A 16,694-nucleotide genomic window follows, 5' to 3' on the forward strand; every position below is an offset into this window, starting at 1 on the left:
ACGTCGCGCGGAACCTGCACCCGTCGATCACCAAGGTCGGCTCGCCGGGCCGCGAGGCGTTGCAGAACTTCCTGAGCCCGACCGAGATCCGCAACAACCTCGGCGCGATGCTCGGCGGCGCGGCCGTCACGTCGCCGGACCTCATCAGCCCGCACGCCAGCAAGGGCGCCGCGGTGCAGATGAAGGCCCAGCTGTTCACCGCGGAGCTCGTCGGCACGCACGACAGCTCGGTGCTGCGCCTGCACGACACAGCCGCGCACAGCAGCGGTGTGTCCTCGACGACCAAGTCCGGCGGTGACTTCAACGCCGGGCTGGGCTTCAACGCGGGCCTCCCGGACGTGGTCGGCGGCCAGGGCGGTGTCACGGCCGGCTACTCGGCGCGCATCGCCGACAACACCAACGCGGGCATCAACACCAGCCACAAGAGCGGCATCCAGATCAAGGGCGACACCGGCATGTACAAGGTGCGCGCCGAGATCGAGGTCATCGCGCCGAGCGGTGCCCCGGTCAAGATCCCCGTCACGACGTACCTGCGCCTCGGGCTGAACGAGGCGGCCTCGCTGGGGCTGCCGACCCCGGACGGCACCCGCGACTCGGTCGCCGACCCGAAGACCAAGGGCACGAAGTTCGCGCCACCGTACCTGAGCGACACGATCGCGGCCGGCAACGCCAAGGTCGGCGAGTTCGAGGTGGCGGCGGAGGTCCAGCCCCAGGTCGAGAGCGCGCTGCGCGGCCTGCGCGGTTTCGAGAAGTTCCTGCCCAACTGGGGTGACACGAACTCGGACCCGCGGTCGAGCAAGGGCAAGAGCTTCGCGGACGTCTCCCAGCAGGTCGCGAACCAGCGCAAGCTGAACACGCAGCTCTCGCCGGCCGCGCTGCGGGCGAACATGGACAGCCTGATGGGCCCCGGCGTCCAGGTGCAGCTGAAGAACAGCGACGCGACCAGCAACACCTACGTCAACATCACCGTCAAGGCGAAGGTCACGAACACCGAGCACCTCGGCCAGGCAGACGCGCGCAACATCCGCGACGCGTCGTCGACCGGTCCGAAGCTCGACAGCTCCACGACCACCACCAAGGGCTGGAGCGCCGGTGTCGAGGGCAAGGTGGTCATCCCCGCCAAGACCGATGTCGCCAAGATGAGCCCGGCGCCGCAGTTCGGCGCGAAGTACAACCACTCGTGGTCGGACAAGGTCGCGGCCGGCCCGTCGGTGAACAGCACCTCGCTCAACATCGGCAGCCCGAACGCCCAGGTGTTCCACAGCGACGTGGAGCTCGAGTTCGAGATCACCACGTTCACCCGGCCCCGTGCCTGGGTGCGGCGCGTCACGCCGGATCTGCCCGGCCACCACGCGCCCAAGGAGCGCAGCGTGGCGAAGACGGGTCAACGCGGTCTCACGTCCATCAAGGGTGGCGTGAACCTGTGGGTGTCCGACAGCTCCACCCTGGACGCCGATCCCGGCAAGGGCTTCGAGCCCGGCAAGCCGGAGTCGAAGGTGCTGGCCGACTCGCCGACGGTCAACCAGCTGCTGAGCACGCCCACCAAGGAGAAGTCGCCGGAGTTCCTGCACGTGGAGGCCGTCGCGAACACGACGGAGCTGCGCCAGCAGGCCATCGACGCGCTCAACCGCGCGGCGGGCGGCGACTCGGCGCTGACCGTGCCGGGCACGGCATCACGGGCGCAGATCGACAAGATGTTCTCCCCGGAGAACATCAAGGCGAACCTGCGCACCCTGACCCAGACCGGCATCCAGGAGCAGGGCCTCAAGTACGACCGCCGCGTCACCGACCGCACCGGCGCGATCGGCGTGAAGTTCGGCCTGAGCAACCCGAAGCTCGTGTCCATCTCGGACACCACCGGTACCGAGAACGCGAGCACCGGTGGCTACAAGGCGGGACAGTCGTCGTCCACCACCCGGTCCGTCGACCTGACCGGCGGCATGAACCTGCCGATCAAGCCGAACTCCGCTCCCGTGCCCAAGGGCGAGCCCACGCCCGCCAGCGGCGCCGGCGGTGTCGCGGTGGCCGGCAAGTACACGCCGTGGTCGGACTCGAAGTCGTCCGCCAGCGAGATCGGCGGCAGCCACGACCGCAACTTCGTGACGCCCGCCGGTGCCCGCACGGTGCTGGTGCAGCTCGACGCCGACGTCACGGTGGTCGGCGAGAGCCGGTCCGGCAACTTCCTCTACGGCGGCACGCCGCACGCCGAGGGCGCCACCGTCTCGATGCCGAAGTCCGTGTTCGTCCGCGTGACCGAGGACGTCGCACGGGACATGGGCCTGCTGCCCGACGTCAAGCCGAACGTGCCCAAGCCGGAGATGCCGACGATGGCGCCGCCGGCGACGGTGGCGAACGGCGAGCCGGGCGCGCTCGGTCTGTCCACCGTGGACGAGGTGCCGGACCTGTCCGGTGTGGTCACCCAGCTGGCCGCGGAGGTCAACGCCAAGACCTCGAAGCGCTTCGGCGGTTCGCTGCTGCCCGACTCGGTCCTCAAGGACTCGATGAGCAACATGCAGCGCCTGGTCGACTTCAGCTCGCCGGCGAGCGTGCAGGCGATGATCGACAGCGCCCTGGACGGCGGCGTGCCGCTGCTGGTGCACCAGCCCGGCACGTTCGGCAAGGACTCGTACCAGGTCACGCTGCGGGCCAAGGCGCAGACGCCGAAGTTCCAGGACGTGGTGAACGACGGCGTCGAGATGGAGTCGACGATCGCCGGCTCGAACAAGGTCTCCTCCGGCCAGGGCCGCGGCACCGCCTGGAGCCTCGGGCTCAAGGCGCCGGGCATGGCCGCACCGGGCAGCGCGAACCCGAACGTGTCCGGCACGTCGGGCGTGGTCGCGGCGGCGAACATCGGTCAGTCGAAGAGCAGCTCGGTCACGAACTCGACGACCGACCAGTTCGGCCACCTCCGCGCCGCGAGCGGACCGGCGGCGCGCTACTCCATGCCGATCGAGTTCGAGCTCGTCGTCGAGAAGGGCGACACGGAGGTCGCGAAGGCCTCCAGCGGTGTGCAGGACATGACCGTCCGCCTGCACGCGGACAACCAGAAGGTCACCGGCGGAGCGGCCGCACAGCCCTACAAGGCCGAGGCGAGCAAGCTGGACGGCCGGTTCGCCGGCCCCGCGGAGATCGCCGCGTTCCAGAGCGACGCCCGTGCCACGCAGCTGCCCCAGAAGGCGTCCGTCGAGAGCTTCCGCGGTGCCAAGGACCTGCGCGCGGCCGCGGTGACGGCGTTGACCGACGCCGGGGCCGGCAAGGGCATCACCGGCAAGGGCACCGGCCCGCTCAACAGCCTCCTGACGACGCTCAGCCCGGAGAACCTCCAGCCGCACCTGCCGTCGATGCTGGGCGGCCCGCTCGAGGTGCCGGGACTCAAGGAAGCGGCGCTGACGTTCGGGCAGGACGCCGAGGTCAAGGTCTACGCGCGGCTGGTCGACCCGACGCTCGGGTCGCTCAGCGACGGCGTGGCCCTGGAGAACCCGAGGTCGCAGGTCACCGCGACCAGCACCGAGGCGAAGGTCAGCGAGACCGGCGACGCGTCGGTGGGTCTCGCGGCCGGCAGCGCGGCGGTGAAGCAGGGCGACGACCCGAAGGACACCGCCAACTTCCTGCCGAGCGGTGTCGAGCTGCGGCACGCGGGCGAGGACTCGTCCGCGGTGTCCGGCGGGCCGACCGACAACAAGACGAACAACGTCAAGCCGAAGGTGCGGACCGGCCTGGTGCAGTTCGGCGTCGAGTACCGCGTCGTCGCGACGGTCGGCGGCAGGACCTCCGTCGTCGACCTGTCCGTGCCGAACTCGGCCGGGGTGCGCATGCCGGCGACGGACGCGCAGACCCTGCTGGGCACGAACTTCAGCCCGGACCTGGACAGTGCCCAGACCGACCTGAAGAAGGCCGCGGACGACTGGCGCACCGCCGAGGTCGCCGTCGACGCCCGGCGGCACGAGGCGCAGTCGGTGATCAACTCCGCCGCCGCGAAGCTCGCGAAGAACGACTCGGACCTCACGCCGGTCCAGTCCGGCTACAACAACGCGATCCAGGCGCACCTCGACGAGCAGGCGAAGCTCCCCGACCTCGAGACGCGGGCCGAGACGGCCGCGCAGGAGGCCGCCAGGACGCAGCACACCGTGAACGTCCTGGACTCGCGGATCGACGGCCTCAACGCCGTGGCGGTCGACGCCCAGCTCGCGCTGGAGGAGACCAGGGCCAACGGCGGCACGGACGCCGAGGTGCGCGCGGCCCAGGCCGAGGCGGACGCCGCGCGGAACGCGCTCCAGCGCACGCAGCAGCAGCTGCGCGACGCCAGGGCGCAGCTCGAGGTCCAGACCGGGGTGGCGCAGGCCCGGCAGGCCGAGGTCACGGCGCAGCAGCAGGTCGTGGCCGACGCCGACGCCGTCCGCGCCAACGCGGCGACCGCGTACACCGACGCGGAGACCAAGATCGTCACCGACCGCGACGCCCAGCAGGCGCTGATCAAGGACGCGGAGACCAAGCTCGACGACGCCCGTCGCGCCGCGGACGCGGAGCAGAAGAAGTGGTGGGACCAGAAGACCGTGGTCGACGGCAAGATCGCCGACTACAACGCGTCGAGGTCGGCCACGACCACGTCGTCGTCGAGCACGGACACGGACGGCGGGCCCGCCCCGACGAGCCACGGCACGCCGCCGGCGGACGTCGACCGCGGTGAAGGTCCGTCGACCCGCCAGGCGCCGGCGAACCCGGCGGACACCAGCGGTGACACTTCCGCACAGGACCGCTCGACCCCGGACACCGGCGACCACACGCCGGCCCCGGTGCCGGCCGTGGTGATCCAGAGCCACGTCCAGGCTCTGGCGGCGGAGGCGATGCAGAACGCTCCCCAGCTCGCCAGGGACGTGGAGGCCGAGCTGGACAGGCCCGGCGCGTACCTCGACCACCAGGCCGGCCGCGAGCTGCTGCACCTGTCGGTCATGCTCGACACCAGGACCGACGACGTCGCCGCACTGATCGACCAGCACGGCGTCCAGGCGGTCACGGACGCGCTCAACGCCGAGTTCAGCCGGCCGGTCATCGAGCGCGAGCAGCGCGCCGCGTTCGGCGACTTCACCACCCCGGAGCAGCGGGCGGCGTTCACCGACTGGGCGCACGGCTTGTGGGGAATGATCAACAACGCGCCGACCTTCACGGCCGACCCCGCCATGCTGACGAACGTGATCTTCGACCACGAGAAGGGCTACAACCGCGCCACGAACTTCGCCCAAGACCAGGCGCGGCAGGACATGATCGGCGGTCCGTCGGTGGAGGAGACGGTCGCCGACAACCCCATGACCGGCACCGACGTGTCCAGCCAGGCCGAGTGGGCGCTCCGGATGCTGACCACCTCCCAGGTGCTCCCGAAGAACACGGTGGTCAGCGCGGAGCAGTTCACCCGTGCCGCGGCGGACAACAGGGTGGCGCTGCAGGGCGGGTTGGGCGTCGAGCTCACCGACGCGAAGATCGCCGAGCTCAAGGCGGAGCTGCAGGCCCTGTACATCGTCGAGGAGGACGTGACGCCGGCGGCCGGCCCGGTGGAGCCGGCGGCGCCCGCGACGCCGTGGGTGACCGGGGCGACGACCGAGGTCACCACCCCGCAGCACGCCACCGGCCTCACGGCGGACACGTGGGTCCGGCCGGAGAGCGGGACCGGCACCGCGCAGCACTCGGCACCGGTGGCGCAGGACCCGGCCCCGGTGGCCGGGTCGTCCTCCGGACCGGGCACGGCGGCGGGCGCCCGCCTCGACGCGACGAGGGCGCAGCTGCGATTCCTGCACGAGGAGGTGCTCGGTGGGCAGTCCCCGCCGCCGGTCACCCCGAACGGCATCTACGCCGCCATCGGGCAGGCCAGGGGCCTCGACCCGGCGGGCCTGCGGCAGCAGGTGGTGAACCTCGCGGCGAACCACCAGGCGGTGACCAGGGACGTCGCCGGGTGGACCGCCGACCGGCCGATGCACCCGAACCACCTCGGCGGCGCGCTGGTGGAGAACCAGAACTGGCACCTGCAGTCCGACACGAACGAGAACACGGGCGCCACCAACGCCCGTGACCTGGTGGCACGCCTGATCGCGACGCAGCTCGGCGTCAACGTCCGGATCCACCCGCCGTCGGGTCAGCCCGTGACGCTGGTGCCGCTGGGCCCGCCGTTCCAGGAGACCGTCGACGTCGACATGGTGATCGACGGCCGCCAGGTGACCTACCGGCCTCACCAGCCACTTCAGCGGGACGCGTGAATCGATTAGCGTGACCTGCGTGGACGAGTTCGCGGAGGCGCTCCGGACGGCGATCACGAATCGTGGTCTCGGTCTGGAGCGCCTGCGCGAGCACCTGTCGCAGAACGGCGTGTCGGTGTCGCTCGCGACGCTGAGCTACTGGCAGACCGGACGCAGCCGGCCGGAGCGCAAGAAGTCGCTGCAGGCCGTCGTGCACCTGGAGCACATCCTGAAGGTGCCGCCCGGCCACCTGTCCGAGCTGCTCGGGCCTCCCCGCCCGCGCGGGCGCTGGCTGCGCAGGGCCCCGGCGCCGATGTCGGCGTTCTGGCCGTCGCCCAAGCCCGTCGAGCACGCGCTGCACGACCTCGACACGCAGTGGGACGACCAGCTCATCAGGGTCAGCCAGCAGGACTTCGTGACGGTCGGCGCCGACCGCACCGAGCGGAGCTTCCGGTCGCGGCAGGTGCTGTCGGCGTCGATGAACGGTCCCGACCGCTGGGTCGTGATCATGCACGTGGACGAGCACGACCGGCCGCTCCCCCACGTCCGGGCGCTGAAGAACTGCACGGTGGGCCGGGTGGTCGCCGACCAGGCCGAGGGGCTGCTGGTGGCGGAGCTGGTGTTCGACCGGCCGCTGCTGCGCGGGGAGAGCGTCGTGATCGAGCACGAGCTGGTGAACCAGGCGCCGTGCCCGCCGGCGACGAACTACGAGCGCAAGTTCCGCCTGCCGACGCGGGAGTACGTGCTGGAGGTGACGTTCGAGGGCGACGTGCCCGCGTCCGTCGTCCAGCTCGCCGACGGCTCGTCGGTCACCCCCGGCCGCACCCTGCTGGACGTGGCCCTGGACGTGCCTCCTGGCGTGCGCGGCTTCCGGTGGACCTGGTAGGTCACCTCGCGCTGAACCTCCGCGACGAGGGCACCAGCGCGGCCGCCGCCGGCACCGCGAAGCAGGCCACCGCGCAGGCGCCGAGCACCGCGCTCACCCCGAACGCGTCGATCGCCGGGGCGATGAGCGCGAGCCCGACCGGCGCCAGGCCGTAGGACAGCAGGAAGTCCAGCGAGGAGACCCGCGCGAGCTTCGACGGTTCGACCTCGCGCTGCACGGCGGTGAACCACGGCACGTTGAACAGCTCGATGCCGATGCCCGTGACCGCGTAGGCGGCGACCACGACGACCGGGTGCACGGGGACCAGCAGCACCAGCGGGATCAGCCCGTAGAGGGCGAGGCCCGTCAACGCGACCCAGCCCGCGGCTTTCGGCCGCCAGCGGGCCATCAGCATCGCGCCCGCCAGCGCGCCGACGGTGTACGCGGTGGTGGCGGCGGCCAGCACCGCCTCGGTGTCGTAGCGGTCCCTGCTGACCAGCGGCAGCACCACGGCCGTCGCGGAGTAGCCGGTGGCGATCACCGCGGTCAGCGCGCCGAGCCCGGCGAGCAGCCACGGGTGACGACGTGCCTCGCGGATGCCGTCCAGGAAGTCGGTCGTGAAGCTCGCGCGGGTGCCCGCGGCGGGTGCGGGCCTGCTCTGTCCCCCGGGCGGAACCAGCGCGGCGATCAGCCAGACAACGGCGGTGGCCGCCAGTAGCTCCCGTGCGTTGACGAGCAGTGCCGCCAGCGCGGTCAGGCTCGGCGCCACCAGCGTGGTCACCCTGATCGCCAGCGTGGTCGCGGCGTTGGCCTGCTGGCGTCCGTGCTCGGGCACCACCTCGGCCACCATCGCCTGGAACGCCGGCCGGCAGGCGCCCTGCCCCGCGCCCACGACCGTCGCGGCGACGGCCATCAGCAGCAGCGACCGGCCCATGCCGAGCGCGATCACCGGCGTGGTGAGCCCCGCGACCAGGCACGACCAGAACACGACCGCGCGCCGCGGGTGGCGGTCGGCGAGCACGCCCGCGACCGGCACGGCGGCCAGGAAACCCGCCGTCCTGGTGGCGAGCACGACGCCCAGCTCCACCGCGGTGATCGAGCGTTCGAGCACGGCGAGGCCCAGTACGAACGGCAGCGCCCACATCGCGAGTCCGGACGCCGTCGTGCCTGTCCAAAGCCGCAGGAACGCGGTGTTCCGGAAGACGGACGGCGGTGCTGCGTTCTCGGTCACGTGGCTCGCTCCGTGGCTCGGGGGCCAGGCCAACATCCCACCTGACGCCCGCACAGCACAACGGACGGCCACTCCCCCGCGCCTTCCCCGGGAGTGGCCGTCCGTTGTGGACGGTGCTCGGTCAGCCGATCTTCTCGATCCGCGCCCGGCGGATCAGGAACTTGCCGGGCTCGCGCACCTGCTCGAACGCCGCGTTGTTCAGCAGCGCGCAGCTGCCGGACACCGACGCCACCTTCACGGTGGTCGACTTGTTGTTGTCGAGGTTCGTGACCTTCAGCGTGGTGCCGACCGGGAACGTGCCGCTGGACGCGGCGGGGGCGCCACCCTCACCGGACAGCGTGACGGTCGAGCCGACGCACACCTGCTGGCCGGTCGCGCCGCCGTCGCCCTGGTTCGCGGGAGGCTGAGCCGCGGGCGGCGGCTGGGTGGCAGGCGGCTGGGCAGCCGGCTGGCCCTGGTTGCCCTGGTTCTGGCCCGCGTTGGCCGCGCCGCCGTCACCCGTGCAGCCCGCCGCCTTGCGCCGCTGCTGGATGAGGTCGACCACGGCCTGGCGGTTCGCGATGCGCGCCTCGGACTGGGAGTCAGGGGCGGCCTTCTGGCCGGCGATGAACGTCAGGTTGTTCTGCAACGCCTTGTCCAGGCCACCGCAGTCCTCACCGGACGTCGCGGCCTGGCCCTTCTCGGGCTTCGCCTGGACGTTGTTGCCACACCCGGCGGCCGCGCGCCGCTGGTTGATCAGGTTGACGACCGCCTGCCGGTTGGCGATCCGCGCGTCGGACTGGGCGTCCGGGTTGGCCTGCTGGCCCGCGATGAAGGTGAGGTTGTTCTGCAGCGCGGTGTCCAGGCCGCCGCAGTCCTCAGCCGCGTTCGAGTTGGTGCTGCTGAAGGCGAAGATGCCGCCGGCGACAGCAGCGACCGCGAGCATGGCGCCCGCGCCGATCATGACGGGCTTGCGGTGTCGAGCGCCCATTCTGTGTCTCCTCGGGGTGGTCTGGCCGGTGTTGTACCGATGACTACGGGGAGGTCACGGAGTGGGTTCAAGATGTCGGGGGAAGTTGCGGTTTTAAATTCGTTTAAGGTTCGGGTGCAGGGGTTGATCTTGCTGGTCAGGGGGCATTTTCGGGGTTTGGGCCCGGGGGTGGCCAATGGGGCGTTGTAGACCGAAGTAGTGATACCGGTGGGGGCAGTGGTCCTGTTGCGTTCCAGCGGGGGCGCCTTGGCACGGCGAGTTCCAGCGTGGTCGTGCACCTTGGACGAAGCGAGGGTGTTCATCGCCGCTCCACGACGATTGCGATTGGGTGCACCGCTACCCAGCGGTGTCCGGGAAGACGACTCGCCTTCGACATCGCTTGATCTGCGGGGCGGCAGTGCGTTTATACGGCGATTCAGCACTGTCCATTGTTGCGATTCACAGAATCGAGCGCGAGGTTTTCGTTCGAGAGTCAGGAGGACTCGGCGGCTCGCTTGAGTCGGCGCAGGGTCGCCTCGATGTTGCGCTGGTTGGTCACGGCGCGGTCCGTCACCCCGGTGGCGAGAATCGTGAACGGTTTGTACCAGGCGGGCCTGCGGTCCCACGTGGACTCGGTGACGCGGCAGCCGCCGGCGGTCTGCTCGATGTCGTACTGCCAGCGGGAGACGGCCAGCCCGAGTGACTTCACCTCGAAGGCGAACCGGGTCGCGTCGCAGTCGGTGACGGTTGCGGTGGTCGGCCAGATTCGCCAGCCGCGTTTGTTGAGGCCGCGGAACCTGGCGCCCACGCGGGGGCCGGCGGCGTTGAGCCACTTGCCGCCCTGGTACTCCTCGGCCACGCCGCCGAGGCTGCGCAGGTTGCTGACCAGGTCGAACACCCGCTGCGGGGTGGCGGTGACCTCGATGTGCGCGGAGGCGTCGGGCGTCATGGCGCCGAACTTACTACCGGTAGGTAATGAGTTGCTAGAGCTGCCGGATCGGTTCACCCGCGATGAACGCGTGGATGTTCTCCACGGCCTCGGTGAAGTACGTCCGGTAGTTCGCCCGCGTCACGTAGCCGAGGTGTGGGGTGGCGAGGACGTTGGGCAGCGTTCGCAGCTCGTCGGCGAGTGGTAGGGGCTCCACCTCGAACACGTCGAGTCCCGCGCCCGCGATTCGCTTCTCCCGCAGCACTTCCAGCAGTGCCGCGCTGTCGACGATGCCGGCCCGTGAGGTGTTGACCAGGAACGCGGACGGCTTCAGGCAGGCCAGTGCGGCCGCGTCCACCAGGCCGCGGCTGCGGTCGCTCAGGACGAGGTGGATCGACGCGAAGTCGCTCTGCCGCAGCAGGTCGTGCAGGTCGCCGGCGAGCCGGACGCCCTCGGGGCCGGTCTTCGCGGCGGTCAGGTTGGGGCTCCACGCCACCACGTCCATGCCGAACGCCTTGCCGACGCGTCCCACCGCGGTGCCGAGGTTGCCGAACCCGAGCAAGCCCAGGGTGGCGCCGGCCAGGTCGGTGCCGACGGTGCTCTGCCACGGGCCGCCGTCGTGGAACGCCGCGTTCTCGGCGGCCAGGTTGCGGGCAAGGCCCAGGAGCAACGCCCAGGTCAGCTCGGTCGGCGGGGTCTTGGCGCTGCCCGTGCCGCACACCGTGACGCCGCGCTCGCGGGCGGCGGCCAGGTCGATCGAGGCGTTGCGCATGCCGCTCGTGACCAGCAGGCGGAGGTGGAGCAGCCGCGCGAAGAGCGAGGCGGGGAACGGAGTCCGTTCGCGCATCACCACGACGCACTCGGCGTCGGCCAGCGCCGGGGCCGGATCGTCCAGGTGGTCGCGCAGCACCGTCACGTCGAGGCCCGACCAGTCGGCGTTCGCGAGCGCCACGCCCTGGTAGTCGTCGAGCACCACACACCTCATGGGCCGATCATGTCAGAGCGGCGGTCAGCAGTCAGGACGCGTCGCGCGGCCGGCGAAGCGATCGCCGAGCCAGTTCAGCGCGTTCGTGCCCCACGCGCTGACCGCGGTGACGTGGCCGAGCAACGGCAGCGGCGTCCACTGCACGTCGGCACCGAGCGCGCACCACTGCGAGCGCAGCTTCTGCCCGACGCCGAACGGGATCAGCTCGTCGAGCGTGCCGTGGTAGAGGTAGACGGGTGCGCCGGGCTTGACCGAACCGAGCGCGTTCTCGTTCAACCTCTTCTGCCACAACGGGTTCTGGATGACGTCCGGTGTCGTCGTCAGCGAGTTGAGCCGCGTGAACGGTGCCACCAGAGCGATCTCGGCGACGCACGACTGCCGGATCTGGTCGATCACCTGCCGGCCGCGGGCGTTGAGCACCGACGACAGCGGCAGCTCCGGGTAGGCGGTGGCGTATCCGGCGGCCGCCGCGAACACCAGGCCCGACCCCGCGTTGCCGTCGTTGAACTTCGCCACCGCGTTCAGGTCGGCCGGCACGCCGCCCGCCGCGACGCCGACGACGTTGACCTCAGGCGCGTACGACTTCCACTGCTCGGCGGCGGACGACGCGGCCTGACCACCTTGGGAGTAGCCGAAAACACCGACGGGGGCGGCGGCGGACAGACCGGGGACCGAGGCCGCCGCCCGTGCCACGTCGAGCAGCGCACGTCCCTCCGAACGGGACACCGCGTACGTGTGATCTCCTGGCGTGCCAAGGCCTTCGTAGTCCGTCACCGCCACGGCCCAGCCCTTGGACATCGCCTGGGCGAGGAACGCGATCTCGACCTCGGTGCCGTTCTGCAGCTGCTGCGACGGCGCACACCGGTCGGCCATGCCCTGCGTGCCCATGGCGTACGCGACGATCGGGCGCGGACCGTTGTTCCACGGCAGCGGCGACACCAGCACCATGCCGGACACGACGGTGCTCTCTCCCGTCGCGGACGTCGAGCGGTAGCGGATGTCGTAGGCCTTCACCGGGGCGGACAGCAGCCGCAACGGCTCCGGGTGCCACGCCACCTCCCTGCTGCTGACCAGCTCCCCCGGCGCGGCCGCGTGCGCGGGTGCGACCAGGGCGGACAGCAGCAGAACGGCGGTGAGCACGGCGCGGAGCGGCATCGGTGGACCCCTTTGTGGTAACCGGCGTTACCGCAATCTAGGGCCGAACGTCGTAAGGTGGCAATACGACGTTCGGGTCACGGTGCGCGAGCCGCGTCCCGCCTGTGAGCCACCGCGGCCGCACGAGCCGGTTACCACCCGACAAGAGCCGCGGTGATCCACCGAAAACGCGGAATTCCTTTCCACCAAAGGAGTTCGCGGCGTACTAGGCTGGGTACGAGACTCTCCGACAGTAGCGGTCAGCGCGGATCCGAGGGAGCTACCGACGTGGTCGAGACGCACGACATCGTTCGCCCGCCTGCAGAGTTGAGCGCGGCCCTCGCGGCCATCGGCAGCGCGACAGCCAGCGCCGAGCTCAGTCGCATGGGCATCCGCAGCGCGTTCATCCGCGGGCCCGTGTCGGTGACACCCGGCGTGCGCGTGGCCGGTCCGGCGCTGACGTTGCAGTTCCTGCCCAAGCGCGAGGACCTCTACCCCGTCGACGAGTACGCCGAGCCGGAGAAACAGCTGCACCGGCACGTGATGTACCACGCGCAGCCCGGCGACATGATCATCGTCGACGCGCGCGGGGACATGGGCAGCGGGGTGTTCGGCGAGATGATGCTGACCTACTTCAAGGGTCGTGGCGGCGCGGGCGTGGTGATCGACGGGTGCCTGCGTGACACCGGCGAGGCGAAGAAGCTCGGTCTCGGGCTCTGGATCCGCGGTGCCACACCGAACTTCCACGCCCAGACCGACATCGTGCCGACGGCGGTCAACGTGCCGGTCGCGTGTGGTGGCACGCTCGTCGAGCCGGGTGACATCGTCGTCGCCGACGACGACGGGGCGGTCGTGGTGCCGGTCAAGCTCGCGCCCGCGCTGATCGCCGTCGCCCAGGAACACGCGGAGTGGGAGGAGTTCTCCCGGATCCGGTTGTCCGAGGGCGGCGACCTGCGGCGGTACTACCCGTTGTCGGACGAGGCGCGGCCCGAGTACGAGAAGTGGCGCGCGGAACAGGGACGCGCCCAGACGAGGTGGGCGACGCCCGGCGGGCTCCCTTCGCGACAGTCCCCTTCATGACAGGCGCGAAAGGAGCCCGCCGGCTCAGCTCCAGAGACGGTCGTGGCTCGCCTCCCCGTCCCAGTGCGTCGTCTCCGCGAAGAACACCGGGTCGCGCGGGTCGAGGTGGCGCTGCAGCAGCTCCTCGTCGACGTCGCCGAACCCCAGGCCCGGTGTGTCCGGAACGGTGATGTGGCCGTTCTGGATCAACGGGCGGGGCAGGCCGGTCACGAGGTCGCTCCAGAACTCCACCTCGGCCGCGTGGTGCTCCAGCGCCAGGAAGTTCTCCGTCGCGGCGGCCAGGTGCACGCACGCCATGGTCGCGATCGGCGACGCCGCCAGGTGCAACGCCATCGGGATCCCGCGCTCCTGCGCGTAGTCGCCCAGCCGCTTGGTCTCCGCGATGCCGCCCGCGGTCGCCGGATCCGGGTGCACGACCCGGATCGCGCCGGTGTCGAGCAACGGCCGGAAGCCGTCCAGCAGGTAGATGTCCTCGCCCGTGCACGTCGGCACGGCGACCGACCGGGTGAGCTGGCGCCACTGTTCGGTCAGCTGCCACGGGATCAGGTCCTCGATCCACGCCAGCGTGAACGGTTCCAGGGCGCGGCCGATCCGGATGCACGAGTCGAGGGCGATGTGGCCGAAGTGGTCGGCGGCGAGCGCAACGTCGTAGCCGACGACGGACCGCACGACGTCCACATAGGACGCCAGGTGCTCGACGCCCTTCGCGGTGACCTGGATGCCGGTGAACGGGTGCATCGTGGTCAGGTTCGCGCGGGCGCCCGGCGGTGCGATCAGGGCTCCCGGCACGTCCCAGAGCAGGTCGATGCCCACGTCCATCTTGAGCATCGTGAACCCGCGTTCCTTGCGCTCCAGCAACCGGGCGCCCATCGCGTGCGGGTCCGCCAGCGACGGGGTGTCCGCGTAGCAGAGGACCTCGTCGCGGAACCGGCCGCCGATCAACGCGTGCGCGGGCACGCCGTAGGCCTTGCCGGCGAGGTCCATCAGCGCCATCTCGACGCCGGAGACCCCGCCGCCCTGCCTGCCGTGATGCCCGAACTGCTTGATCTTGCGGAAGATCTTGTCGACGTTGCAGGGGTTCTCCCCCACGAGCCGGCTCTTGAGCACCAGCGCGTAGGTGGCGCTGGCCTGGTCGCGCACCTCCCCGTAGCCCACGAGGCCCTGGTTCGTGTCGATCCTGATGATCGACGAGCGGAACGGCACGCCGTCCACGTTGGCCACGCGCAGGTCGGTGATGCGCAGGTCGCTCGGCCGGGACGCCGTCGAGACGTGCTCCTCCGTGATCGCCGCCGCGCTCACCCCTTCACCGCGCCCGCCGTGAGGCCCTCGGTCAGGAACCGCTGCCCGAACGCGTACATGACCACGACCGGGATGCTGATCAGCAGCGACGCCGCGGCCAGCTGACCCTGCGGCACGACGTCGCCGAAGATCATCGACTGCATGCCGACCGGCAGCGTCTTGTAGTCGTCGTTGGTGATGAACACGAACGCGAACAGGAACTCGTTCCACGCGTTGGTGAGCGTGAACAGCGCGACCGCGAGCAGGCCCGGTTTGGCCAGCGGCAACGTGATCCGCAGGAACGCCCCGAACCGCGTGCAGCCGTCGACCAGCGCGGCCTCCTCGAGGTCGGCGGGGATCGACTTGAAGTAGCCGACCAGCAGCCATGTCGCGAACGGCAGCGTGAACGTCGGGTAGGCGAGCACGAGTGACCACAACGAGTCGTTGAGCCCGATCCCGCTCATCATCTGGTACAGCGGGATGAACAGCAGCGCGCCCGGCATCACGTAGGTGAGCAGGATCGTCACCGTGAAGCTCTCCGAACCGCGGAACCTCAGCCGTGCCAGCGCATAGCCCGCCAGCGCCGCGCAGACCAGCGCGATCACCGTGGACGCCACCGACACCATGACCGTGTTGACGTACCAGGTGCCGAACGCCCTGTCCGTGAACAGGTTCGTGAACTGCTCCGTGGTCCACGGCGTGGGCCAGAGGTCGTCCGTGCGCGCGACGATCTGGTTGTCGGACTTGAAGGCCGTGACGGTCATCCAGTAGAGCGGAGCCAGCACGAAGCCCAGCAGGCCGATGAGCGCGATCCCGCTGCCGGTGCCGCTGACCAACCGCGCCGCCAGCCGGTTGCCCCGCGCGGCGAGCACGGAGACGACCCGTCCCACGGCGGCCGCGAGCACCACGAACACGCCCAGCACGAACGCGGCCTTCCACACGATGTGCGGCGACGCCCACACCAGCACGAGCACCGAACCCGCGACGATCACCCACGGCATCGCCTTGCGCTGCGCCGGACTCAGCCGGCGACGCCCCAGGTCGCCCGCGCCCGGCAGGTCGTTGCGGCGCATCATCCGCACGAGGATGACGACCAGGATCGCGACGACCGGCAGCATCACCAGTGTCACCGCGGCGCCCGCGCCCAGCTGCAGCTGCTGGATGGCCTTGGAGTAGGCGACCATCACGTACGGCGCGGTCGCGTCACCCGGCCCGCCCTGGGTCATCAGCCAGATCAGGTCGAAGTTGTTGAACGTCCAGATCGACGACAGCAGCACCGTCACGATCATGACGTGCCGCAGGCCCGGCAGCGTGATGTGCACGAAGCGCTGCCACGGCGACGCACCGTCCACGATGGCCGCCTCGTACAGCCCGCTGTCGATGGCCTTGAGCCCGGCGAGGAACGTCACCGTGAAGAACGGGATGCCCTTCCAGACGTTGACCAGGATGACCGACGGCATCGCGAGCGCCGGATCCGACAGCCACTCCGCCGGCCAGCGGTCGACGAGCCCGATCGAGGCGAGCACGGGCCCGATGCCGGAGTCGGTGAGCAGCACGTTGACGCTGCCGAAGATCGGGTCGAACAGCGACCGCCAGGTGAAGGCCGTGACGACCGTCGGCACCACCCACGGAAGCAGGATGAGCCCGGCGAGGAACGCCCGGCCGCGGCGCATGTGGTGCAGCATCATGGCCGCGATCAGGCCGAGCACGACCTTGAAGATCTCGGCGTACGCGGTGAAGACGAACGAGTTGACGACTCCCTTGTGGAACAGGGTGTCGTTGATGAGGGCCGTGTAGTTGTCCAGCCCGACGAAGACCGTCTCCGCGCCGTGGCGTTCCGTGGTGCTGGTGAACACCGAGTCGGCGATCGGCACCAGGATCAGGCCCGCGACCAGCACGAGGGTCGGCCCGATGAAGACCGCGGCGAGGCGCCAGTCCCGCCCGAGCAGCCGCTGCGACGACGGGACCGAGGGCGCACCGCCCGGCGCCGGACTGGCCGGCGCCGGGCGCTCGCGCACGA

The 16,694-nt window shown here is 70.7% G+C and carries 10 protein-coding genes (1 of these 10 cut by a window edge); 3 read left to right on the forward strand and 7 right to left on the reverse strand.

All coding sequences use genetic code 11. The annotated features are described in order from the left end of the window. Both ACFWV3_RS35620 and ACFWV3_RS35625 read left to right on the forward strand, forming a co-directional pair. Window positions 1–6,245, forward strand: the 3' end of a protein-coding gene (locus tag ACFWV3_RS35620) for a hypothetical protein (protein WP_382418020.1). Its footprint begins 21,037 nt before the window's first position; 6,245 of the gene's 27,282 nt are visible here — the last part of the coding sequence; its start codon lies off the left edge, out of view; the stop codon is at window positions 6,243–6,245. Between the two features lie 19 nt (window positions 6,246–6,264). Beyond that, window positions 6,265–7,110 carry an XRE family transcriptional regulator gene (locus ACFWV3_RS35625; RefSeq protein WP_382418022.1) on the forward strand — a complete coding sequence of 282 codons (846 nt, stop codon included), beginning with the start codon at window positions 6,265–6,267 and terminating at the stop codon, window positions 7,108–7,110. 1 nt (window position 7,111) lies between these two features. On the opposite strand, the gene ACFWV3_RS35630 is transcribed toward ACFWV3_RS35625, so the two are convergent. The 5 genes from ACFWV3_RS35630 to ACFWV3_RS35650 form a co-directional block, all read right to left on the reverse strand. Beyond that, window positions 7,112–8,320, reverse strand: a complete 1,209-nt coding sequence (locus ACFWV3_RS35630; protein ID WP_382418024.1) for an MFS transporter — start codon at window positions 8,318–8,320, stop codon at window positions 7,112–7,114. Between the two features lie 121 nt (window positions 8,321–8,441). Then, window positions 8,442–9,290 (reverse strand): hypothetical protein, encoded by an 849-nt coding sequence (locus ACFWV3_RS35635; protein ID WP_382418026.1) that lies wholly within the window; start codon window positions 9,288–9,290, stop codon window positions 8,442–8,444. Window positions 9,291–9,762: 472 nt separating this feature from the next. Continuing rightward, window positions 9,763–10,218 (reverse strand): SRPBCC family protein, encoded by a 456-nt coding sequence (locus ACFWV3_RS35640; RefSeq protein ID WP_382418028.1) that lies wholly within the window; start codon window positions 10,216–10,218, stop codon window positions 9,763–9,765. Between the two features lie 34 nt (window positions 10,219–10,252). Beyond that, on the reverse strand, window positions 10,253–11,182 hold the full coding sequence (locus ACFWV3_RS35645) for a D-2-hydroxyacid dehydrogenase family protein (RefSeq protein WP_382418029.1): 930 nt from the start codon (window positions 11,180–11,182) through the stop codon (window positions 10,253–10,255). 24 nt (window positions 11,183–11,206) lie between these two features. Beyond that, window positions 11,207–12,337, reverse strand: coding sequence for a lipase family protein (locus tag ACFWV3_RS35650; RefSeq protein WP_382418031.1), 1,131 nt, complete (start codon window positions 12,335–12,337; stop codon window positions 11,207–11,209). Window positions 12,338–12,604: 267 nt separating this feature from the next. On the opposite strand from ACFWV3_RS35650, the gene ACFWV3_RS35655 reads away from it, so the two are divergent. Next, window positions 12,605–13,396, forward strand: coding sequence for a ribonuclease activity regulator RraA (locus tag ACFWV3_RS35655; protein WP_382418033.1), 792 nt, complete (start codon window positions 12,605–12,607; stop codon window positions 13,394–13,396). A gap of 24 nt (window positions 13,397–13,420) precedes the next feature. On the opposite strand, the gene ACFWV3_RS35660 is transcribed toward ACFWV3_RS35655, so the two are convergent. Beyond that, complete coding sequence (locus ACFWV3_RS35660; RefSeq protein ID WP_382418035.1) at window positions 13,421–14,695, reverse strand: mandelate racemase/muconate lactonizing enzyme family protein; 1,275 nt, start codon at window positions 14,693–14,695, stop codon at window positions 13,421–13,423. Further along, a complete protein-coding gene (locus ACFWV3_RS35665; protein ID WP_382418037.1) occupies window positions 14,692–16,692 on the reverse strand; it encodes an ABC transporter permease subunit in 2,001 nt (666 codons plus the stop codon). Before ACFWV3_RS35665 ends, ACFWV3_RS35660 begins: the two co-directional genes overlap by 4 nt. Window positions 16,693–16,694 lie beyond the last annotated feature (2 nt).

Origin of the sequence: Lentzea sp. NPDC059081, from assembly GCF_042738015.1 — a bacterium.
GTDB lineage: Bacteria > Actinomycetota > Actinomycetes > Mycobacteriales > Pseudonocardiaceae > Lentzea.

Bases quoted from the DNA above. Each gene is read 5' to 3' on its own strand.
- ACFWV3_RS35635 (WP_382418026.1), bottom strand. From the start codon at position 9,290: ATGGGCGCTCGACACCGCAAGCCCGTCATGATCGGCGCGGGCGCCATG.
- ACFWV3_RS35650 (WP_382418031.1), bottom strand. From the start codon at position 12,337: ATGCCGCTCCGCGCCGTGCTCACCGCCGTTCTGCTGCTGTCCGCCCTG.
- ACFWV3_RS35645 (WP_382418029.1), bottom strand. From the start codon at position 11,182: ATGAGGTGTGTGGTGCTCGACGACTACCAGGGCGTGGCGCTCGCGAAC.
- ACFWV3_RS35640 (WP_382418028.1), bottom strand. From the start codon at position 10,218: ATGACGCCCGACGCCTCCGCGCACATCGAGGTCACCGCCACCCCGCAG.